Raw genomic sequence first — 21,885 nt, forward strand, 5'->3', positions numbered from 1 at the left:
ACGACGGGGAGGCCGGAACGTCATCGGTTCTGGCGCTTGCCTGCCCTCGACGCGTTCGGGACGAGCGCTCTACGTCGCGCTCAGCCGGAAGCGTGCAGACCGGCGAGGAACGCCGCGATCGGCTCCGCAACGCGATCGGGCGCAGCGGTGTGGGCGACGTGGCCGAGGCCGGCGAGCCGGACGACCTCGACGCGGCGCAACGTCGCGGCGAGCCGGGCGGAGACGGCCTGCGCGCCGCCGGGGCTCGTCGCCCCGACCAGCAGCAGCGTCGGCACGTCGATCGTCGCGTAGCGATCGAGGTCGTCCCCGAGCGCTGCGATCGCGGCGATCTCGCGCGGGACGGTCGCCGCGAGCCGTCTGAAGGCGGCCGTCGGCTTGACGCGCAGCGTCGAGAGCGGACCGTCCGCGGTCACGAGCCCGGCGTCGTCGAGCAGCCGCATCGCGAGCGGCGCGACCTGCTCGGGACGGTCGTCGGCGACGAGCCGGCGGAGGCGGTCGAGCTGCTGCGCCGACACCTTGGCGCCGACGCCGGCGGCCGGCTCGTAGACGATCAGCGCGCCGACCTCGCCGGGTTCCGCCACGCGGGCCAGCTCGAGTGCGACCGCGCCGCCGAAGGAGTGGCCGAGCAGCGCGGCGCCGCGGCCGGCGACCGCGAGCACCGCGCGCGCGTCCTCGACCTCGCGCGCGAGCGCGTACGGCTCGGCGCCGTCGTCGCTCTCGCCGCGGCCGCGGCGGTCGACGAGGAACAGCTCGCAGCGGCCGGCGAGCAGGCGTGCGACCGGCTCCCAGCTGCGCGAGCTGCCGAGCCCGCCGTGCAGCGCGACGACCGCCGGCCCGCTCCCGAGCCGGCGCCAGGCGATCCGCGTGCCGTCCGCGGAGCGGACGAACTCGGTCGGGCTGATCGCGCCAGCGTCGCTCATCGGCCCGACTTGTACCGGTTCGTGCACGCGCCCGCGCTGACGTCGACCGTCTCGGCGCCGAGGCCGAGACGGTCGACGATCGTGGAGCTACTTCCCGCCGCTGCTCGTGCCGCCGGCGGCGGCGCCGTCGGTGCCGGCCTGCGGCGCGACCTCGGTGTTCGGCCCGGCGCGGTCGGTGCCGGCCTCCGGCCCGACCTGCATGCTCGGCCCGGCGGCGCCGCTGCCGGCCTCCGGCGCCTCCTGCAGGCTCGGCTCCGCCGGGCTCGCGGGCACGGCGCCCCCGGCGCCCTCGCCACCCGGCGGGATCGGGATCGCCTCGATCGTGGCAGCGCCGCCGCTCGTGCCCGCGTCGACCAGCTCGCACGGCGGGACTGGGCCGTCCGCGATCGTGGTGGCGACCGACGACACCCCCTGACCGACGCTGCTGGCGATCACGAGCGTCTCATCGCTCTTGACGCTGCCGCGCGCGATCGTGAAGCGCGCCGAGCCGTCGCGCAGCTCCACGCCCATCGACGGCGGCCCGCCTCTCACCGCGCCGCGCTCGCGCGCGACGGGCGCGCGGGATCTGTCGGCGCGGCACATCTCGCCCTCGGGCACGTAGTCGACGACGGCCGGGATCCCGGCCTCGCGCAGCTTCTGCTCCAGCCCGGCGGCGTCGCGCAGGCTGTTGATCTCGACCGTCACGCTGCCGTCGGCGGTCGGCTCGACGGCGTAGGCCGGCGTGCTCGTGCCGCCGGAGGCGAGCACGACCGCGGCGACCGCGGTCGCCGCGGCGGTCGCGGCGGCGCCGATCGCCAGCCGCGATCGCGTCAGCCGCGGGGTGCGGCGGGGCGGCCCGGTCGCGGCGGCGCCGGGCGGCGCGGGCGCGGGGCGCTCGGCGACGACGTGGCGCAGCTCGGACAGCAGCCGCTCCTCGAAGCGCTCGTCGGGGGTGGTCATGATGCCTCCAAAGGGTGTGCGACGGTGGTCGATGCGTCATCGAAGAGTTGGCGGCGCAGCACGCCGCGGGCGCGGTGCAGGCGCACGCGCGCGGTCACCGGGCGGATCCCGAGCACGGCCGCGGCCTCGGCGACGCTCAGCTCGTCGAGCGCGACCAGCTCCAGCACGGCGCGCTCGCCGTCGGGCAGCTGGGCGACGGCGGCGAACAGCGCGCGTGCCTGCGCGGCGGCGTCGATCCGCGCCTGCATCCGCTCGACGTCGTCCTCGCCGAGCAGGCGGCGGCCGTCGACGCGGGCGTTCGCGCGCTGCTCGCGGGCGGCGCGGCGGTGCTCGGCCGAGACGACGATCCGCGCGACGCCGAACAGCCACGCGACGGGACTGCCGCGGTCCGCGCGGTAGCTGCCGGCCGACTCGATCGCGGCGAGGAAGACCTCGGCGGTCAGATCCGCCGCACGGTGCGGATCGGCGACGCGCCGCGCGACGAACCGCTGCACCGCCTCGACGTGATCCCGGTAGAAGGTCTCGAAGGCCACCGGGTCGTGGGCGATGAGCGGGAGGGTGTCGGCGTCCATGTCTCTTCTTGGTCGCACCCCCGGAAAGTGTTACGAGCCTCGTCGTCGGGTCGGTCCAATAGTCTGCCGAACGGGGTGATCGAGCGGCTGCACGTGATCGGGCCCGTGCGTGGGACGAGTGGGTACGACCGTCACACGCGCGCGTTCGTCCAGAGCTTCGTCCAGCTCGGCGTCGAGGTGGAGCTGACGCACCTGCACGGGTGGTCGCGCGAGCTGCCGGCCGCCGAGCAGCCGGCGTGGCTCGACGCGCTCGGGGCGCCGGTCGGCGCCAGCACGACGCTCCACTTCACGATGCCGCACCAGGTCGTGCCGGTCCCCGGCACGCGCACCGTCAACTACACGATGTTCGAGGCCGACCGCATCCCCGCGGCGTGGGCGCGGCTCGCGCGCGAGCACGACGCCGTCGTGCTGCCGACGGCCGCCTGCCGCGCCGCGTGGGTCGCGGGCGGCGCCGAGCCGGAGCGGCTGCGGCTCTCCCCGCTCGGCGTCGACGGCGCCTACTTCTCGCAGCCGGCCGAGCCGCTGGAGCTGCGCACCGCGGACGGGACGCCGGTGCGCGACTTCGGCACGCGCTTCCTGACGATCGCCGAGCCGCGTCCGCGCAAGAACCTGCTCGCGCTGCTGCGCGTCTGGAGCGACGCCACGCGCCGCGGCGACGACGCTGTGCTGATCGTCAAGCTGACGCCGTTCCACGCCTACGCGCTGGAGCAGTTCGCCGCGGACGTCCACGCGCAGCAGCAGGCCGGTGGCCGCCGCGCCGGCGAGGCCGCGCCGGTCGTGCTGCTCGCCGACGTGCTGCCCGACGACGCGATGCGCTCGCTGTTCGCGAGCGCGACGCACTACGTCTCGCTGTCGCACGGCGAGGGCTGGGACATGCCGATGGCCGAGGCCGCCGTCGCGGGTCTGCGGCTCGTCGCGCCGCGCCACACGGCCTACGTCGAGTACCTGCGCGAGGATGAGGTCGAGTTCGTCCCCGCGCGCCCCGCGCCGTTCCGCCCCGAAGGGCGGATGGGCGCCGAGGACACGCACTTCTTCGGCGGCCTGTCGTGGTGGGATCCCGACGAGCAGGCGGCAGCCGACGCGATCGCGCGGATCGTCGCCGGTCGTGCCGTGCCGAAGCTCTCGCCGGCGGCACGGATCGCCGATGAGTACAGCTGGGAGCGGTCCGCACGGCGGCTGCTCGACGTGCTGGACGCGACGCCGCCTCCACGGAGGGAGCGCGCGCAGACCGAACCGGGGAGAAGACGAGCGATGACGACGACCAGCTACCTCGACAGCGCCGCCGCCGCGGCCGACGCGCTGACGACCAAGTGGTTCACCGCCGAGGCGGCCGGCCGGTGGGTGCCGATGGACTACTGGAAGACGCCGACGATCGCCGCGGAGCTGGTGACATTCATGCGGCTCGCCGGCGACCAGCGTCACCTCGCCGTCTGCGACGCCGCGCGCGACGCCGGTGCGTCCTACCTGACGAGCTGCGGCTGGCTCGACGACGCCGACACGTGGGGCCGCTTCGGCGTGCAGGCGTACGAGTGGCTGCATGCGCTCGGCAGCGGCGACGCCGGCTCATACCTGACGATGGGGACGACGGTCGGCGACGACCTCCAGCAGCAGTGGAACGACACCTGCGCCGGCGGGCTGTACTGGATGCGGGACCCGAGCGCGGACGGCAACTTCAAGGCGTCGAACGCGACGCTCGGGCTGATGGAGATCGCGCTCGGGCTCGACGCGATCGCGCCCGATCCGGCGCGGCGCGCGGCGGGCGAGCGCTGCTGGGAGTGGATGGGCTCCAAGCAGCTCGTCGACGCGCACGGGCTCGTGTGGGGCGGGCTGTCGAGCAGCACGTGCGCGATCCTGGCGGACAACATCCCCGTCCTCCAATTGCAGGGGGCCGCGCTGAAGCCGCTGTGGAGCCTCTACGTCGCGACCGGCGACGCGTCGCTGCTCGACGCCGCGCAGCGGATCGTCGCCGGCGCGTTCGCGCAGTTCAGCTGGCAGGGAGCGCAGATCCTCAACACGCCGCAGGACATCCCGTGGGCGACGGCGACCGAGCAATGGAAGCTCGACCACATAAACGACGCGCTCTTCAAGGGCATCTTCATCGCCTACCTGGGCGAGCTGACCGTCAACCTCGCGGGCGTCGCGGGGCGCGAGCAGGTCGCGGCCGGCTACGCGGCGGCGATCCGCGCGAACGCCGACTCGCTGCTGGCGAACTACAGACAGCCGGTCTACGGGATGGACTGGTTCGCCCAGCACTGGAGCTACGTCCCCGAGCCCGATCCGCTGCTCCAGGCGTGCCTCCAGTACAGCGCGCTGGCGGCGTTCGACGCGGCGGCGGCGGTCGCCGCGATCAGCTGACGGCGAGCGCCGGGCCGTCCTGGCCGAAGACGGCGACCGGTTTCGGGACCGGGTAGTAGGCGAGCGCCTCGCGGATCCGCTCGGCGTGCGGCAGCACCGCGGCGACCGGCGAGGCGCAGCTCGTTATCCGCATGTGGTGCTCCTCGGAGAACGTGTTGCGCCCGTGGTAGCGGTAGAGGTACATGTGGCCCATCCCGGGCAGTCGCGCGATCGGCACGCTGCGGAACAGCTGGTTGACGAGCACGGAGTCCTCGCCGCGGCTCGCGTACGGGCCGCTCTCGGGATAGCGGAAGCGGGCGTCCTTCCACAGCATCACCGTGCCCGGGAACAGCTGCATCTCCTCGGTCGCGCGCCCGCCGAGCGTCCAGTCGATCCAGTACACGAGCCCCTCGCGTTCGAGGAACTGCAGGTGGTCGGTGAGAAAGCAGGCGCGCGCGCCGGCGCGCAGCATGCCGTCGAGCTGCGTCGTGACGCGCAGCGGATGGCTGAGGTCGTCGTCGTCCCACTGGCACAGCACGTCGCCGTCGGCGGCGTCGACCGACAGGTTGCGCAGCGCGCCGAGCGGCGTGCCCGCCTCGGCGGCGACGATCCGCACGTTGTCGAGCTCCAGCTGCTCGGCTGAGCGCTGGAGCGCGCGCCGGTAGCCGGCGCCGGCCTCGGAGACGATCACCAGCTCGCGGTCGGCGTGCGTCTGGTCGGCGAAGCAGCGCATCGCCAGGCGCGCGAGGCCGAGGCGGTCGCGGCTGACCATCAGGCAGCTGACGGACGGCTGCGGCGGCGGCGCGGCGGCCGGAGCGGCGTTCGGCTCCGGGTGCGTGCGGGAGGGCGGAGACGCGGGCAGCGCGGTCGCGGGCAGCGCGGTCGCGGGCAGCGCGGTCGCGGGCAGCGCGGTCGCGGGCAGCGCGGTCGCGGGCAGCGCGGTCGCGGGCGGCGCGGTCGCGGCGAGCGGCGTCGCGGCGAGCGGCGTCGCCTGCGGCACGGGCGGCGCAAGCTCTCGCGTCAGCGCCGTGTCGAGGAAGCGGGTGCCGTCGAAGCCGGCCGCGCGCCAGAGCACGTCGGCGTCCGACACGGCGCCGTCGGCGGCCGCGGCATCCGTCCACAGCGACGCGCGGAAGCAGAGCATCGCGCCATCGCGCGCCGCCGCGCCGTCGGTCGCGAAGGCGGCCGCGTCGGTGACCGGCTCGCCGGCCGCCAGGCGCCCGTCGAGCCGCCGGCGCGGGCCGTACACCAGGCGGCAGCCGGGATCGGCGAACGCCGCCGTCACCGCCGCGACGACATTCCGGTCCGCCAGGCTCTCCCCGACCGGAAGCTCCAGCACGACGTCGTCCGGCGCGCAGTCGCCGGCGACGAACGCGCCGAGCGCGGCGTCGCGCCCGGCCGCCTCGTGCTCGCCGCGGCGGATCAGCCGCACACGCGGATCGCCGGGCAGGTGCTCGCCGAGCGGGCTGCGCGAGCCGTCGTCGATCACGACGACGTCGCACGCGCCGTCGTCCTGGCCCAGGACGCTCTCGACCGCGTCGTCCAGCTCGGGGCCGGGATCCCGCGCGACGAGCACGACATGCACGGCGCCGACGGTCGCGCCGGTCTGCTCGGGGTGGCGCGCGTCGAGGCTGTAGCGGCGGTTGCGCACGATCCGGCCGATCGCCTCCGGCGGCACCTGCCCCGAGCGCAGCAGCGCGTTGTTCGTGCGGATCGCGGTCGCGTGGTCGCCGATCCAGTAGGCGGCGACGGCGTACTCGATCGGCAGCAGGTAGTCGTACAGCGGCCGCTCGACGAAGAGGCGGTCGAGCGCCGGCGGCGGGAGCGTCATCGCGTGCGCGAAGAACAGCTGCGCGACCGCGTGCTCGCGCTGCACCTGGTGGTGCAGGCCGATGCGGAAGAGCGGCTCGGCGCGGTCCGGCGCGGCGGCGAACGCGGCGAGGTACGCCTGCTGGACCTCCGGCCACGGCCGTTCGAGCCGTTCCTGGAGCAGGGCGATCTGGTAGCGGGAGAACCACGTCTCCTCGCTCCAGCCGCCCAGCTCGATCCGCCGCTCGTACGCCTCGATCGCGCGTTCGAGCTGGCCGCCGTCGCGATGGCTCTGCGCGAGGTAGAAGGCGTAGCGCGTGTTCTCGGGCTCGTCGAGCAGCGCGCGTTCGAGCACGAGCGCGTCGCGCCGATAGGTGAGCGGGTCGCGCGAGCGCGCCCCGTCGTGCCGCACGCGCGTGACGAGGCCCGGCAGCGGTGCGACGGTCTCCGCCGCGTCGCAGTGGACGTGCTCGTGCAGGACCCCGTGGTAGGCCCACTCCAGCCCGTCGCGCAGCAGCTGGCGGCGCAGGTACGAGACACCGTCGTAGCGGACCTCGAGGTCGTACGCGTCGGCGGTCAGCGGCGGGAGGACGAAGCCCGGCGCGGGCTCGAGCGTCTCGTCGGCGTCGATCACGAGCACGTAGTCGGCGCGGCCGCGCGCGAGCGCGAGCGCCTCGCTGCGGTTGTGGCCGAAGTCGACCCACGGGCGCTCGTGCAGCTCGCCGGGAAGGTCGGCGAGCTGTTCGCGCACCAGCTCGCGCGTCGCGTCGGTCGAGCCGGTGTCGACGATCGTCCAGCAGTCGACGAACGGACGCACGGAGGCGAGGCAGCGAGCGATCACCGCCGCCTCGTCCTTGACGATCATGTTGAGACAGACCGTCTGGCCGGCCTCGGTCACGCGCGGGCTCCGGTCGGCGGCGCGGGCGCGAGGTGGTGGCGACCGGTGGCGTCGGTGCTGAGGACGTACTCGGGGCCGAGCGGCGTGATCGACGTGCGTCTGGGATCGAGCGGGCGCAGCGGGTCGATCCGCACCGCGGCGAGCGCCTTGACGCTGCGGTCGCCTCTGACCGGCGATTCGAGCAGCGAGACGAACGCGACGGCGCCCGCGTCGCGGCCGAGCAGCGGCACGCCGAGGCCGCGCGCGGCAGCGGGATCGGCCGCGGCCGCCGCCAGGTCGGTCAGCGTCCAGCCGGCGAACGCGCCGTCGGATCCGCGCGCGGCGACCGCGGCCATGCCGGCCGGGAGCGTCAGCGACGGCATCGGCCGGCGGTTCGCGATCACGGCGTCGGCGGCGACCCCGGGCCGGCGCACCGGCCCGCCGGTGCTGAGCGTCAGCTCGACCGCCGCCGTCAGCGCGAACGGCTTCGGCGGCGAGACCGCCCAGGCGAAGCCGGTCGTCGCGGGCGCGGGCGGAAGCTTCCCGGCGAGCGCGGCGGCGAGCACGAGCGCGTTCTCGCCGCTCGGCAGCGCGTCGAGGAAGACGTGGTGGCCGATGCTCCGTGCCGCGCCCTCGTCGCTCCACGTGTCGCCGAGCGGGATCGACGCCGGCGGGTCGGAGCGGTCCGCGAGCAGGAAGACGAACGCCTCGCCGCTGTCGGGGGCGTAGAGGCCGGGCGCGGCGGTCGGCAGCAGCGTCGTCATCAGGGCCGGCCGGGACCGGTCGGGCCGAACGGGTAGGTCGGCCCCTTCGGCGGGGCGTCGGCGATCACCCTGCTGAGCGCCTCGATCAGCCGCGCGGCCGGGCCGCGCGTGCCGTAGTTCACCGCCCACGTCAGCTCCTGGATCAGCGTGGGACGGTCGACCGGGCCGGGCGGCCCGACGGGACCGGTGACGCCGATCGGACCGATCGGACCCGTCGCGCCGGTCTCGCCCGTCTTGCCGATCGGCCCTGTCGGACCGATGTCGCCCGTTCTGCCGGGCGGGCCGGGCCCACCCCGATCACCCGTTCTGCCGGGGTCGCCTTGTCTGCCTTGGTCGCCTTGTCTGCCCTGGTCGCCCTTTCTCCCCGGCTCGCCCTGTCTGCCCTGGTCGCCTTGTCTGCCTTGGTCGCCTTGTCTGCCTTGGTCGCCCTGTCTGCCCTGGTCGCCTTGTCTGCCCTGGTCGCCCTTTCTCCCCGGCTCGCCCTGTCTGCCCGGCTCGCCTTGTCTCCCCGGCTCACCTTGTCTGCCTTGGTCGCCTTGTCTGCCTTGGTCGCCTTGTCTGCCTTGGTCGCCTTGTCTGCCTTGGTCGCCTTGTCTGCCCTGGTCGCCTTGTCTGCCCTGGTCGCCTTGTCTGCCCTGGTCGCCCTGTCTGCCCTGGTCGCCCTGTCTGCCCTGGTCGCCCTGTCTGCCCTGGTCGCCCTGTCTGCCCTGGTCGCCCTGTCTGCCCTGGTCGCCCTGTCTGCCCTGGTCGCCCTGTCTGCCAGGCGGACCCGCCTCCCCTCTCTGGCCTCTCTCGCCAGCCGGGCCGGTCGGGCCGGTCAGGCTGTTGAGGACCATGTAGTTCCAGGCGAGGCTGGGGTCGTCGCCGAGGCCGCGTGGTCCGTCTTCAGGGCTCATCGCTCGTCCTCGTCGTTCGGGGGGTCGGGTGGTGGTGCGGCGGTCGGCCAGACGATCGCGCCGAGCGGCAGGCGCAGGTCGCGCAGACGCAGAATCGGCCGGAACCCGGTCGCGTCGGCGCCGTCGTCGCCGGGCGCGCGCGTGAAGACCGAGAGGTCGAACGCGAGCAGGCCACCGGCCTCGTCGACCTCCGTCGCGGCGTGCCAGGCCACGAGGCTCGCCGCCAGCGCGTCGGCGAACGCGGCGACGTCGCCGCCCGCGATCGTCCGCCCCGGCACGAGCTGGACCGGCGTCTTGACGAGCATCTCGCCCCCGCCGACGAGGAAGCCGTAGGCGCACAGCAGCTCGATCCGCGCGTCCTCCGCGCGCCCGCTCGGGACCACGTCGGTCGCGGCGCCGAGCAGGTTCAGCAGATGCGTCGCGAGCGGGCGCGGGCTCGGACCGGACCCCAGCGCCGCGACGTCGATCGCCGCCTCCGTCTCCAGCAGCGGCACGAGCGGCTCGGGGAACTGCGCGAGCGGCGTGCGGTAGACGAACGCCTCGCTCGTCGCCACGGGCCCGGTCGGACCGGTCGGCCCCAGCGGACCCTGCGGGATCAGGCGGTCGTTGCGCGACACCGAGATCGCACCGCGGCCGCTGCGGTTGCGAATCACGTCGCGCTCGGCGAAGCGGAAGCGGTACGTCTGCTGCTCGTCGGCCCGGAAGCCCGGCGGATACGCGTAGACGCCACCGCTCCCGTCGAGCGGAAGGAAGCCGGCGTCCGGTTCCGGCTCGCCGTCCTGCGCCGTCGGGCTCTTGACGTAGACGAGCGGCCACGGCGGCGCCGCGCCGGTCGGTCCCGGCGACTCGGGGTGGAGCGTCAGCGTCTGCAGCTGGCGCCCGTCGGTGAGCGTCGTCATGCGATACGCGTAGACCTCGGCAGCGGCCGCGCCGGCGCCGGCCGTGCGACCGCCGTCGCGCAGCGCACGGGCGACCTGCTCGGCGATCGTCGCGAGCGCCTGAACGGCGTGCGCGGCGACCGGGTCCTGACCGCCGGGCGCGAGCGCCGGCAGCCGCGCGAGGTCGTCGGTCAGCGCCGGTGCCGCGTCGACGTACGCCGCCAGCCAGCGCAGCAGCTCGGCGCGCACGGCGGCCGTCAGGCCGCCCGGGCGCTCGCCGAACGTCACGCGCAGGTGGTCGGTGTCCTGCGCGGCCTTGCGCGTCTGCACGTCGAAGCGGTAGTCCCACTGCCGCGCGGCCGGGATGCGGTCGGCGCCGGGCGCGGAGGCGAGCCCGCTCTGCGCGGCGAGCAGCGACGGCGGCGGGTAGGCGCGCAGCGGAACCGGCACCTGCACCTGCGAGATCCCCGTCGCGATGCCGGCGTCGCCGTCGAACGGACGCACGAACGTCAGCCACGACGACGCCTGGTAGCTGCCCGCCCCCGCCACGCTGCGGATCCCATGCTCCAGCTCGTTGATCGCGAAGTCGAGGTTCAGCAGCAGCTTCGCCCGCTGCGCGACCTGCCTGACGGTCAGCAGGAACGACAGCGGCGGCGGCGGGCCGGCGGCGCCGCCGACGCGCCCGAGGCTGACCTTCGACGTCGACAGCGAGATCTCCGGCAGCTCCTCGACGATCCGCAGCCGCGCGCCCGGTGCCAGGAACGGCGCGTCGGCCTGCAGGCGGCAGAGCACGTCGACGTTCAGCGGCTCCTCGTCGGGGTTGGCGGCCGAGACGCCGGCGGCGACGGCGACGAGCGTGTCGGTCGCGAGCACGGTGTAGGACTCCAGGTAGCCCGGCACCGTCAACGGGCCGGGCCGGACGGTGCCCGGCTGGTCCTGGTTCGCGCGCCCGACGGAGGCGGCGTCGCGGTCGAAGAACTCGCCGAGCGTCGTCAGCGTCTCGGTCGGTCCGACCGCGCGCTCGGCGGCCGACAGCGGGAAGCTCGCGCCGGCGCCGAGCACCGACGCGGCGGCGAACGAGCCGACGAACTCGGTCCACATGCCCCAGTAGAGCGGTTGCGCCGGGTCGGTCGGAACGCCGACAGCGGTCGCGATGCGGTTCAGCGTGTCGCGCTCGCCGACGGTCTGACCGACGATCACGACGCCGGGCGCCAACAGGCCCTCGAGGTTGCCGACGACCTGCGCGAGGTACGCGGCGCTGACGCCGTAGCCGGCAGCGACAGCCGCCAGCGAGGTCGGCGGGACGTCACCGGCAGCGGGCGACGCGGCGGCCGGGACGCTCCGCAGGACCGGCACGACCTTGCCGGACAGGCGCGGCGGCGCCGGACCGGTCGCCCCCGGCGGCGGCGTCACGACCGGCGACTCGACGTCGACGGGGAACTGCATCACCGCGCTGACGTCGTAGGCGTCGCCGAGCCGCACGAGCAGCTGCTGGTAGAGCGCCTCGCGCGCCCACTCCTGCTCGAACGGACCGGTCGCGCCGGGCGCATCGACGATCGGCGCGACGCGCTCGCGCAGCGCCGCCGCCAGCCCGGCCTTCGCGGCGACGAGGCGGTCGTAGTCCGCGGGCCCGGACGGCGGTGGACCGGTGCAGCCGGTCGCGCCGGTCGGCAGGCTGCCGAGCGCAGGCCGCGTGACCTCGGCTGCGTAGGCGAGGCCCATCGGCCCGGCGAGCGGGTCGGGCGCGGGCGGCACCGGCGCGGGCAGCGCGGGCACAGCGAGGTCGGCGAGGCCGAGAGGTTCGGCGGGGGCGAGCGGGTCGGCGACGGCGCCGAGCGGGCCGGTCGCGGCATCGAGCCCGGCGGCGGCGCCCGGCCCGGCGGCGGCGCCGAGCGGGCCGGTCGCGCCTTGGCCGAACGCCGGCACGGCGTACGACGGCGTCAGCGCGAGATCGACCGTCCCCAGCAGCTCGCGCATCCAGGCGTCGAGGTCGACGTTCTCGAAGCGCTTGACGTCGTCGGCGCAGAGCCCCTCGCCGCTGACGTAGGCGGGGAACGCGACATCGCCGCCGACCGGCTCCGTCGACAGCGGCGCGAGCGCGTAGAACGCCGGCCGCGCCGCGTCCACGGCGAAGCGGCTGACCCCGCCGGGGCCGAAGTTGACCGCCCAGATCTGGCCGCCCGCCTCCCCACCGGAACCGTCGCTGGAGCCGTCGCCGCCGCCCGCGCCCTGCGGCGCCGCGACCGCGCACTTGAGCCGCTGCGCGGCGAACGCCCGCTCGAACGCGGCGGCGAACGCGTCGAGCGCGAGTCGCGTGTCGCCGCCGGCGCCGACGCGCGGCGCCAGCGAGCTGCGCGCGCGCCATACGCTCTCGGTGTCGGCGAAGTCCGGATGCACGAGGCCGCGCGCGCGGGAGATCTCCAGCCACACGTCGACCGGGAAGACGATCTGCCCCTCGCCGCTCGCGCCGGGCGGCGGCAGCCGCGGCGCGAACGCCGCCGCGATCGCGGTCGGCACGGGCGGCAGCAGCAGCGGCGCGCCGGCCGTCAGCAGGCCGGCGCGGCCGGCGTTGGCGGCAGCCAGCTGCGCGACCGTCGGTTCGCGTCCCGGCGCGCCGAGCCGCCGCAGCACGCTCGCGACCGTGTCGAACGGGCCGACGTCGACCGCCGGGACGCTGCCGTCCGGCGCCGCGGCCCCGCGGATCGAGGCACCGGCGCGCAGGAAGCCCTCCTGCGTGCGGTTGGCGTCGAGCAGCGCGGTCGGCTCGACGTTCAGCCGGCTGGCGAGCGCGTCGATCGCGGGCGCGCCGTCGCCCGTGCCGGGCACCGGCGGGAGCGCTGTCACGAGCGCGCCCTCGACGCGGTAGACGCCGCCGTTGACCGGCTGCTCCAGCGCCTCCACGAACGCCTCCCACGTGACCGACCCGGCCCGCTCGAAGGCGCTCTGGAGCGAGTCGCGCGCGCCGACCGGCACGCGCGCGGCGCCGACCGTCACGACTGCGCCGCTGCGGAAGATCCCCGGCAGCGGACGGTTCAGCCGCGCGAGCGTCGCGGCCGGGACGCCGAGCGCGGCGGCGATCGTCGCGAGCGAGTCGCCGGCCGTCGGCCGGTAGGCGGCGTGGCAGTCCTGCGGCTGCGGCAGGTGGGTCACGTCCGGCACGGTCACGGCGACGTCGCCGCCGAGCGGCGTCGTCGCGTTCGCGGATGCGAGCACGGCGAGCGTGACGCGCGCCTGCTCGGCGAGCGCGCGCAACGTCGCACCGGCGGGCGCTCTGCAGCACGACCAGCCGAGCAGCAGCGGCGTGCCGAGCGCGAACAGGTTCGGCACGCGCGCGTTGAGCGCCGCGAGCTGCGCGATCGTGCCGGCGGCGGGCGGGACGTCGGCGAGCGCGAAGACCGGCTGCGCAGGCGCCGGCCCGCTGGCCGGCGGCGGCTGCGGAACGACCAGCGCGGCGTGCGCGACCGTCGCGCCCGCGACGAAGATCCCGGGCACGTCGGCGAGCGCGGCGCCGAGGTCGCCGCGCGTCAGCCCGGGGCTGCGCTCGCGGTCGCCGAAGTACGCGAGCAGGCTCGCGAACGTGTCGCCGCTCGTCGTGTGCTCGAAGCCGTCGACGACGAGTCTCAGCCCGTCGGCGACGAGCCCGGCGGCGGTCCAGTTGTCGACCAGCAGGCCGACCTCGATCTGCTCGCCGGCAGTCGCGGGATCGGCGACGAGCGCGTCGATCGGCGCCCCCAGCCAGGCGGCGATCGCGGCGAGGCTGCCGGCGGCGCGCGCAGGGTCGAGCGGCGGGCTCGTGCGCCGCTCGGTGCGCAGCACGGTGCCGGGCGTCAGCGGGCGCGTCGCGTTGTCGGCGGCGACGCCCGCGGGATCGCCGGACCCGTTCGGCGCCGGCGCGCGCAGCGAGCGCGGCTCTTCTCCGGCCCGGACCGCGCGCAGCGGCGGTCCGTCCGCGCAGGCGGCGTCCGGTTCGGAGACCGCGGCGCAGCTCGGCGCGCCCGGCTCGCCGCAGCGCCCGACGACCAGCGCGGCCAGCGCCTGGAGCGTGTTCATCGCCGGCGCGGCGAGCACGTGCGGCTTCACGTACGTGGCCGGGAAGAGCGCCGTCGCGTCCGCCTCGGCGTTGGCGTCCGCGACCGCCTCCGGCGTCGAGGCGAGGCGCGTGGCGAGCGCCGCGAGCGTCTCGCCGGCGACGGTCGGCGCAGTCCTCTGGCGCAGCGTCGCGGCCGTGTCGGCGAACAGCTTCGCCTTCGTCACGAACGCGAGCAGCGCGGCGCGCAGGTCGTCCGGCGCCGCCTCCGCGACGCCGAGGTTCGAGCCGAGCGCGAACGTCACGTCGCGCTGCTGGAGCTGGTAGTAGAGCTGGCCGTAGCGGTCGGCGTCGGCGGCCGCCGTGCGCACTGCCGTCTCGTACGTGCCACCCGTGCCGGGCAGGTAGCGCTCGAGCTGGAGCGAGAGGGTCGTCTCCAGCCGCACGCCGTCACCGGCCGGCGCGAAGCGGTATGCGACGCCCGCGCCGGGCCACGCGCTGACGGCGATCAGGTCGTCGGTGTAGCCGACCGGGACGTCGAGCGGCGGCAGCGGCGTCGTCGCGGTCGTCGTGTTGCCGAAGACGTCGTGGAAGGCGAAGCCGAGCCGCGCGCTGCTGAGCGGGCGGCCAGAGCCGTCCGGCCCCGTGATCCCGCGGTACGGGTTCGCGGCGGCCGGCGGCAGGCCCGGTGCGTCGGGGCAGTCGTTGGCGGCGCCGAACTGCGCCACCGGCACGACGTGCTCGTAGGACCAGTAGGCGTGCGTCGGGCCGGGCGGCACGCGCAGCCACGCCGGCGGCTCGTCGAGCGGGCCGATCGGCAGCCCTTCGTTGCTGGCGGCGAAGTCGCCGTTCCGCTCCACCTGGTAGCCGACGAGGCTGTGCAGGCGCTGCGTCAGCCCGGTCGGGCCGGTCGCGCCGGCCGGATTCCTGCGCGCGAGCCCGAAGCCGACGACGCCGGGCGGCGTCGTCGCGACGCGGCGCAGCTCGTCGCCGGCCGCTCTGACCGGCCGCGCGAGCACGTTCGTCGCGGCTGCGTCGAGGTTCTCCGCCACGGCGGCGCAGTTGTTGAAGCGGTACAGCCCGCGCTGCGGCGCGTGCGAGCGGCTCTGGTCGTCGAGCAGCAGGACGGCCCACAGCGTCGCCGTCCCGTCGCCGAACAGCGTCTCCGGCAGCCCGCCGCCGGCCGCGGCGCCGTAGGTCAGGTGGAAGCCGCCGGTGCCCGTCACGACCGCTTCCCAGATCGTCTTCAGGAACGGGCCGATCGCGTCGATGCGCGCGTAGTAGTCCCCGCTCGGCGCGCTCGCGGTGACGCCGCGCGCGCCGCTGTGCGTCACCGTCGAGAGGTTCGTGCGCAGGACGAACGTGCGCGCGGCGGCGAGCGCGTCGGAGACGAGGCCGCCGTCGTTGTCGCCGGCCGTCCCGCTCGCGTGCAGCAGGTGGAGGCGGTCGCGCGGGGAGCCGTTCGCGGCGAGATGCGTCCACGCCTGCAGCAGTGCCTCGCGCGCGTCCGGGTCGGCGGCGGCGATCTCGTACGTGCCGGGGACGACCTTGCCCGACCCGTCGTGGGCCGGCGCGATCTGGAGGGGGATCGCGGTCGCCCATGCGTAGCCGTCGAGCACCCGCTCGCTCGTGCGCCCGTCCGGCGTGCGCCGCGCGGCGACCAGCTCGTACGGCTCGCCGGGCCCGGTGGCGCCGGCCGGCGTGGCCGCGAGGCGGCCGGTGAGCGCGCGCGGCAGCAGCCAGAGCGACGGGCCGCCCGCGCTGCCGCCGCCGGGGCCGGTCGGGCCGGTCGGTCCGGGCAGCGGGATCGCGGCGGGGGTCTGCCACGGCACGCTGCGGTCGAGCGCGTAGCGCGGTCCGACCAGCTCGTACGGCGGCAGCGGCGCGGGACCGGTGACGGTCAGCGGGTCGAGGACGCTGCTCGGCCGGTTGGCCGCGATGAACTCCGGCGTGAGTCTCACGACGGTCGAGTCCTCTCCAGCGCCGTTGCTCGCGGCGCGCAGCCCCGGCGGCGGCTCGAACGCGAACCACGGCGCCGTCGTGCCCTTCGCGAACTCGATCGCGTACGCGGCGGTTGCCCCGCGCGGGGCGTCACCGCCGCCGGCGGCGTCGCTGCGCGCGTCGTCGGCGAACGGCGCCGGGAACTGCTGGCCGATCACGTCGGCGAGCCCGCGCAGCGGACCTTCCGGCGCGCCGGTCGGGCCGGGCGCCGGCGCGCGCATGCCGGCGAGCAGGAAGCGCGAGGCGGTCGCCGAGAGCGCGTTGAACGAGCCGAACGCGACGAGGTCGTCGACGAGCCGGTCGAGCTGGCGCGCGGCGACATGCGGCACCGTCATGCGACGCTCGCCGTCGTACGGGACGAGGATCCCGGCATCGTCGGCGACGCTCTCGGCCAGCTCGTCGAGCGTCAGGTCGTAGCGCCGCGCGACCGCCGCGAGCGTGTCGCCCGCCGCGACCGCGTGCCCCAGCTCGGGCAGCGCCAGCACCGCGAGCGGCGCGAGGATCGCGCCGTCGCGGTTGGCCCGCGCGAGCGCCGCCAGCGCGTCGAGCAGCGCACGCTCGCCGCCCGCGCCGCCCGCGTCAGCCGCCCCGCCCGCGTCAGCCGCCCCGGCCGCGCCGGCCGCGCCGCCCGCCTCGCTTTCGGGCGCGACGAGGAACGCGGTCGCGAGCGAGCGGAAGCTGTCGCCGGCGCGCAGCGGCAGGCGCAGCATCGGCACGTGCACGACCGTCCCGGCGACCGGCGGCGCGGGCTGCGGCGGCGTCGTCGTGACGGCGGCGCGGAAGGCGCGCCAGGTCGGCTCCGACGCTGCGAGTTGGAGCAGCGCGAACGTCGCCGCGACGCCCGCGAGCGTGTCGCCGGGCCGGACGACGTACTGCGTCGAGCGTTCCGACTCGACGATGCGGCCGTCTCTGAGCGTCGCGAGCGGGATGTCGACGGTGCCCGCGAAGACAGGGTTGCGCTGGCCGAGCGCGGCGACGTACCAGGCGATCTGCGCGCGCGCCGCGTCGTCGAGCGGGCGCAGCCGGGCGCGCGTGAAGAACGTCGCCGCGATCCGGTCGAGCGCGTCGGCCGGGCCCGCGTCGGCAGCGGTCACGACGTAGTCGAACGCCGGCACGACGAACGACGCGCCCGCCGCCAGCAGCGCGCCGTTGTCCGCGTTCGCGAGCGCCGGCCCGTCGGTCACCAGCCGGCCGGCGTCGCCGATCGCGAACGCGGACGCGATCGAGGCGAGCGTGTCGCCCGCCTGCGCCTGGCAGCGGACGCCGGCGACGGTCAGGCGCGCGCCGGGCCGCAGCGGATAGCCGCCGTTGGCGGCGGCGACCGTCTGCGGCGACGGCCCGACGTCGACGCGCACGGTCGAGCCGGCCGGCAGCGGCGCGTCGGGCGCGTGCTCGCCGACCCAGCTGTTGGCGCCGCGCAACGCGGCGGGGCGCTGGCCGAACGCGGCCGCGACGGTCGCGGCCGTGTCGCCGGGGCGAGTGCGGTGCTCGAGCACGAGCCCGTCGAACGCGTCGGCGACCTCGCGCAGCGTCTCGCGCCCGCTCGGCTCGTACGGGTAGGCGTCGAGCAGGTCGATCGCGAGCGCGATCGACTGCTGCGCGAGCAGCGCGAACCAGTCGCTGAAGACCGTCGTGCCGACCGCCTCCAGCCGCTCGCCGCGACGGCGGCCGCGCAGGTCGGCGAGACCGGTCGGCCCGACCCGCACGCTCCCCCCGGCGCCGGGGCTGAGCTGGTCGTAGTAGTGCTCCAGGAACGCGCGGTAGTCGTCGTTCGCGAGCGCGTGCTCCCAGAATCTGACCGGCTCGCGCGCCTGCGGCGCCATCGCGATCTCGGGGATCATCGGGAACACGGCGCCCTGGACGGTCGGAGCGGACGCCGCGCGCGGCGCGTCCGAGCCGGGGTCGTGGAACGTCCCGGTCGGCCCGATCGGGTTGGAGATGCGCAGGCGGAAGTTCTGCTCGATCAGCGCTCTGACGCGCTCGTACGTGAACGTCGCGTCGCGTCTGTCGCGGTCGGCGAGGAAGGCGGCGATCGCGTCGAGGTCGGCGATCGTGACGCGCTCGCCGTCCTCCGGCTGCGTGCGCAGGGCGCCGATCGCCCACCGCAGCACGCCCGCCGCGAGCCGGTTGAACGGCACGTCCGCGGGCGCGGCGTGCTCGACGCGTCGCAGCTCGTCGGCGTGCAGCGCTCCGGCCGGTGCCGACGTCGGCACCAGCAGCGACATGTTCACGACGACCGCCGCGTCCGTCCCGCCGTCCAGCGCCGGCGTCAGCGCCGGCACGAGCAGCAGGTCGACGTCGACCGGCCCGCCCGCGCCGAGCACCGGGCGCGGCGCCCAGTCGAACGCCGGCTGCTCGCCGGCGGCGTCGCGCAGCGCGCGCAGCAGCGTGAGCGGCCGCGGCGGCTCGGGGCGGTGCTGGACGCGCTGCTGGCGCAGCTGCAACGGCCGCCGCGCGGCGTCGGTCGTCTTCGGGATCCACGGCGTCGGCGAGCTGCTGCCGATCGTGAACGAGAGGTCGAGCGACGTCGAGAACGAGAACGAGACGGTGAAGAAGAGGACGCTGATCGACGCCGAGACCTCGACGCTCGCGACGAGCTGCACCTGGATCGGCTCGTGCGAGCGCACCGTCAGCGTCACCGACGCGGAGGCGACGATGCTTATCGACGCCTTCACGACGTAGAAGTCGACGACGCCGTAGACCTTGCCGACGATCGCGGCGGTCCCCTCGATCGCGTAGTAGACCTCGCTCCCGCGCGAGCGGTCGTCGGGGTTGAACCACGCCAGCACGCCTTCGACGAACGCCTCCATCGTGACCGTCGCGCCGGCCTTCAGGACGCCCTGCTCGAACGTGCGCCCGAGCCCGACCGACAGGCCGAGCCCGAACTCGACGACCGGCGAGAAGGTGCCGTTCGAGATCTGCGGCACCCGCTCCGACGTGGCGCCGTCGAGCAGCGCGAGATAGAAGCCGCCGTAGCCGACGAACGGACCGCCCTGGACGCTGAACGAGCGGCTGAAGTCGCGGCCGGCGGGGAAGCCGAAGTCGAGCCGGAAGTTGCCGTTGGTGTAGATGTCGATCCCGATCGTCGGGACCGTCACCGCGACCGCGCCGAACTGCAGCTGGCGCATCGACTGCGGCAGCGTCAGCTCCAGGTGGTAGACGCCGAGCGTGTCCGTGACCTTCTTGTAGAGGACCTCGAACTCGAGCCCCGCGAGCGCTCCAACCTTGTCGCCCGCGAGACCGACGCGCAGGCCGTAGAGCGACGGGTCCGCGAACACGCCGGCGATCGAGACGGCGCTCATGACGGTGAAGTCGGCGCCGATCAGCCAGCGCCCGTCGCCGCTGAACTTCAGCGCCGGCAGCTCGACGAGCGGGTTCTCTCTGCCGTCGACCGGCGCGAAGCTCGCGCGCAGCGCGGCGACCGCCTCCGCCACGCTGCCGAACGCGGTCTCGTCGCGGAAGGCGACGTTCTGCCCCAGCCCGAGGTAGCGCAGGTCCAGCAGCGCGTCGCCTCTGCCCGGGGGCGTCGGCGCCGGATCGTTGAGCAGGTCCCACGCGAGCGGCTCCTCAGCCGGGTAGGCGGTGTCGAGGAAGCTGCCGACGATCGTCACGTCGATCGACGGCGCGCCGGCGCGTCTGACGTAGGTGAGCCCGATCGACTCGATCGCGGCTATTCCGAGGTCGACGCCGACGGCGTAGGTGAAGCCGATCGCGCGCGTGTCGAGGTCGACCTCCAGCCACAGATCGTCGAAGCGCAGCCGGTAGAGCACGTCCCACGGCGCGGGCAGCCGCACGTCGCCGTCCGGCAGCGCGAGGCCGACCAGGAATCCGAGCACGTCGCCGAAGCTGACGCCGCCGAGGTTCGCACGCAGCGTCCGGTGCCCGTCCGCGTCGCGCGCGTAGACGCACGTCAGCGTCATCCCGCCCCACTCCAGCTCGAACGCGATCGTCGTGCTGCCCTTCGCGCCGAAGGCGTAGACGACGCCGGCCGAGAAGCGGTCGATCCGCAGCGTCCCGCGCACGAAGCCGGTGACCGCCTCGGACGTCGCCTTCTGGAGCGACAGCTGCGCCTCCAGGTCGAGCGTCAGCGCGTCGAATCTGAACGGCCAGCCGACGACGCCGTCGAAGCTGTAGCTGTCGGCGGACGTGTCGAACGACGCCCACATGTCGCGCAGCTCGACCGCGCCGAGGTTCGCCGGCAGCGTGTCGGGGAACCATCTCGGCGCCACGCTTCTCAGCACGAGGCCGAGCGGGGCGCCCTGCGACCGCGGCAGCAGCCCGCCGCTGAACTGCCAGCCAGCGTCGGCGCCGCGGTAGGTGGCGCTCAGCAGGAAGCCGAGCTCGGCGAGTCTGACGTGCGCGACCATCGTCGCCGCGATCGCGTTCGGCGCGTAGCGGAACAGCAGCGAGAGGCGGTCGAGTCTGACCGGCACGCGCAGGTCCCAGTCGAGCTCCAGCTCGACGACGAACTGGAGCGTGCGCGGCCCGGTCTCCGCCTCCAGACGCAGCTCGGTGATCAGCAGGCCGAGGTCGAGGTCGACGCCGGTGAACTGGTGGAACAGCGAGGAGACCGACAGCGGCGTGTCGGGGTCCAGCTCGACCGACACCGCGACGTCGGGCGCGGACGCGGCGTCCAGCTCGGACAGCTCGACCGCGACGTCGAGCCGTGTCACGCCCTGCTCGCGCGCGCTCGGGGCGGAGCCGACGAGCAGGGCGCCGGACATCGCCCCCAGCAGCGTCGGCTCGCCGGAGGAGATTCCGACGACATCCCATTGGACCGCGAGCGACTCGACCGCGAGACCGAGGATCGGCGCGCTCCACAGCGTCGCGCGGCCCGGGTCGCTCGCGATGCGGAAGCCGATCAGGTCGACGTCCGGCGTCTCGCTCGGCGAGAACGCGACGGTCACCGACTCCAGGTACATCGCGCCGAGCGCGTCGAAGCCGGCCGGCAGCGCGAGCGTCTGCCCGGCGGCGTACCGCGTCAGCGCGCCGAGGCCGGCGGCGAGCGAGTACCTCGCGGGGTTGTCCGTCGTCGCCGTCAGGACCCACGCGAAGGAGCCCTGGAGGATCGGCGCGGAGATCGCGATGTCGTCGAAGGCGCCGCCGATCGGCGGCCGGCCGACCAGCTCCAGCCGCGTCTGCGCCGGCTGCTCGTCGGTCCCCGCCTCGTCGGTGCTCAGCACGAGGCCGACGTCGAGCAGCTGCGGGATGTCGTAGCCGGGGTCGGCGTGCAGGTCGAGCAGCGGGTACGTGCCGGCGCGCAGCGTGACGCGCCCCTCGATCGCGAGCGTCTCCGCGCCGAACAGGTCTCTCAGCACGGCGAGGCTGCCGCGTGTGAGGTCGAGCCGGCCCTCGAACGAGAGGCCGCGGTCGCGTCTGCCGCCGGCGGTCGCGACGACGAAGGCGGGCTCGTCGAAGACCGCCTCCGGCAGGAACGAGTCGAGCCAGGTGACGCGGTCGTCGCTCGCCCCTTCGTAGCCGGGGAACTCGGCGGCGAAGTTGTCCGCCAGCGTCCAGCTCGCCGGCTCGGCCGGTCTGCCCTCCAGCACGAGCACCGGCTGCGTCGTGTACGTGCCCGCGATCGTCACGCGGTAGGCGAAGGCGCGTCTGCCGTCCGGGAACAGCTCCGCGTCGCCGATGACGCGGACGGTCGCGGCGGCTCTGTCGAGCGTCACCATCGCGGTGCCGTCGGCACGCTGGCGCAGCGTCAGCGCGCGGAGGCCGAGCTGGTCGACCAGCTCGCCGGCGGCGGCGAACAGCGCCCCGTCGAGCGTCAGCCGCTGGTCGGGCGCGCTGCCCTGGACGGCGCCCGCCAGGCGGTCGTAGAGCGCTTGCAGGCTGTCGATCGGCGTCCCCATGCGCGTCGGC

Annotated in this window: 8 protein-coding genes; 1 reads left to right on the forward strand and 7 read right to left on the reverse strand. The window is 75.4% G+C overall.

Annotated features, from left to right (window positions below; translation table 11 throughout):
• Positions 1–80 precede the first annotated feature (80 nt).
• The 3 genes from CWOE_RS31455 to CWOE_RS25340 form a co-directional block, all read right to left on the reverse strand.
• Positions 81–920: an alpha/beta fold hydrolase gene (locus CWOE_RS31455; protein WP_012936510.1), complete on the reverse strand. Its 840-nt coding sequence runs from the start codon at positions 918–920 to the stop codon at positions 81–83.
• Between the two features lie 87 nt (positions 921–1,007).
• Positions 1,008–1,859 (reverse strand): hypothetical protein, encoded by an 852-nt coding sequence (locus CWOE_RS31460; RefSeq protein ID WP_012936511.1) that lies wholly within the window; start codon positions 1,857–1,859, stop codon positions 1,008–1,010.
• Complete coding sequence (locus CWOE_RS25340; RefSeq protein WP_012936512.1) at positions 1,856–2,431, reverse strand: RNA polymerase sigma factor; 576 nt, start codon at positions 2,429–2,431, stop codon at positions 1,856–1,858. Before CWOE_RS25340 ends, CWOE_RS31460 begins: the two co-directional genes overlap by 4 nt.
• A 75-nt stretch (positions 2,432–2,506) precedes the next feature.
• Between CWOE_RS25340 and CWOE_RS25345 the strand changes: the two genes are divergently transcribed.
• Complete coding sequence (locus CWOE_RS25345; protein WP_012936513.1) at positions 2,507–4,786, forward strand: glycoside hydrolase family 76 protein; 2,280 nt, start codon at positions 2,507–2,509, stop codon at positions 4,784–4,786.
• On the opposite strand, the gene CWOE_RS33960 is transcribed toward CWOE_RS25345, so the two are convergent.
• The 4 genes from CWOE_RS33960 to CWOE_RS25370 are packed head-to-tail and all read right to left on the reverse strand — an operon-like array spanning position 4,779 to position 21,875.
• The gene (locus CWOE_RS33960; RefSeq protein ID WP_012936514.1) at positions 4,779–7,472 is read right to left on the reverse strand and encodes a glycosyltransferase; all 2,694 of its coding nucleotides are present in this window, start codon (positions 7,470–7,472) and stop codon (positions 4,779–4,781) included. The genes CWOE_RS25345 and CWOE_RS33960 overlap by 8 nt on opposite strands.
• Positions 7,469–8,215, reverse strand: a complete 747-nt coding sequence (locus CWOE_RS25355) for a hypothetical protein (protein ID WP_012936515.1) — start codon at positions 8,213–8,215, stop codon at positions 7,469–7,471. The genes CWOE_RS33960 and CWOE_RS25355 overlap by 4 nt, the downstream gene beginning before the upstream one ends.
• The gene (locus CWOE_RS34225; protein WP_012936516.1) at positions 8,215–9,111 is read right to left on the reverse strand and encodes a collagen-like triple helix repeat-containing protein; all 897 of its coding nucleotides are present in this window, start codon (positions 9,109–9,111) and stop codon (positions 8,215–8,217) included. The genes CWOE_RS25355 and CWOE_RS34225 overlap by 1 nt, the downstream gene beginning before the upstream one ends.
• A complete protein-coding gene (locus CWOE_RS25370; RefSeq protein WP_012936517.1) occupies positions 9,108–21,875 on the reverse strand; it encodes a LysM peptidoglycan-binding domain-containing protein in 12,768 nt (4,255 codons plus the stop codon). The genes CWOE_RS34225 and CWOE_RS25370 overlap by 4 nt, the downstream gene beginning before the upstream one ends.
• Positions 21,876–21,885: the final 10 nt, after the last annotated feature.

Source organism: Conexibacter woesei DSM 14684 (assembly GCF_000025265.1).
Lineage (GTDB): Bacteria > Actinomycetota > Thermoleophilia > Solirubrobacterales > Solirubrobacteraceae > Conexibacter > Conexibacter woesei.

Bases quoted from the DNA above. Each gene is read 5' to 3' on its own strand.
- CWOE_RS31455 (WP_012936510.1), bottom strand. From the start codon at position 920: ATGAGCGACGCTGGCGCGATCAGCCCGACCGAGTTCGTCCGCTCCGCG.
- CWOE_RS31460 (WP_012936511.1), bottom strand. From the start codon at position 1,859: ATGACCACCCCCGACGAGCGCTTCGAGGAGCGGCTGCTGTCCGAGCTG.
- CWOE_RS25340 (WP_012936512.1), bottom strand. From the start codon at position 2,431: ATGGACGCCGACACCCTCCCGCTCATCGCCCACGACCCGGTGGCCTTC.
- CWOE_RS25355 (WP_012936515.1), bottom strand. From the start codon at position 8,215: ATGACGACGCTGCTGCCGACCGCCGCGCCCGGCCTCTACGCCCCCGAC.
- CWOE_RS34225 (WP_012936516.1), bottom strand. From the start codon at position 9,111: ATGAGCCCTGAAGACGGACCACGCGGCCTCGGCGACGACCCCAGCCTC.
- CWOE_RS25370 (WP_012936517.1), bottom strand. From the start codon at position 21,875: ATGGGGACGCCGATCGACAGCCTGCAAGCGCTCTACGACCGCCTGGCG.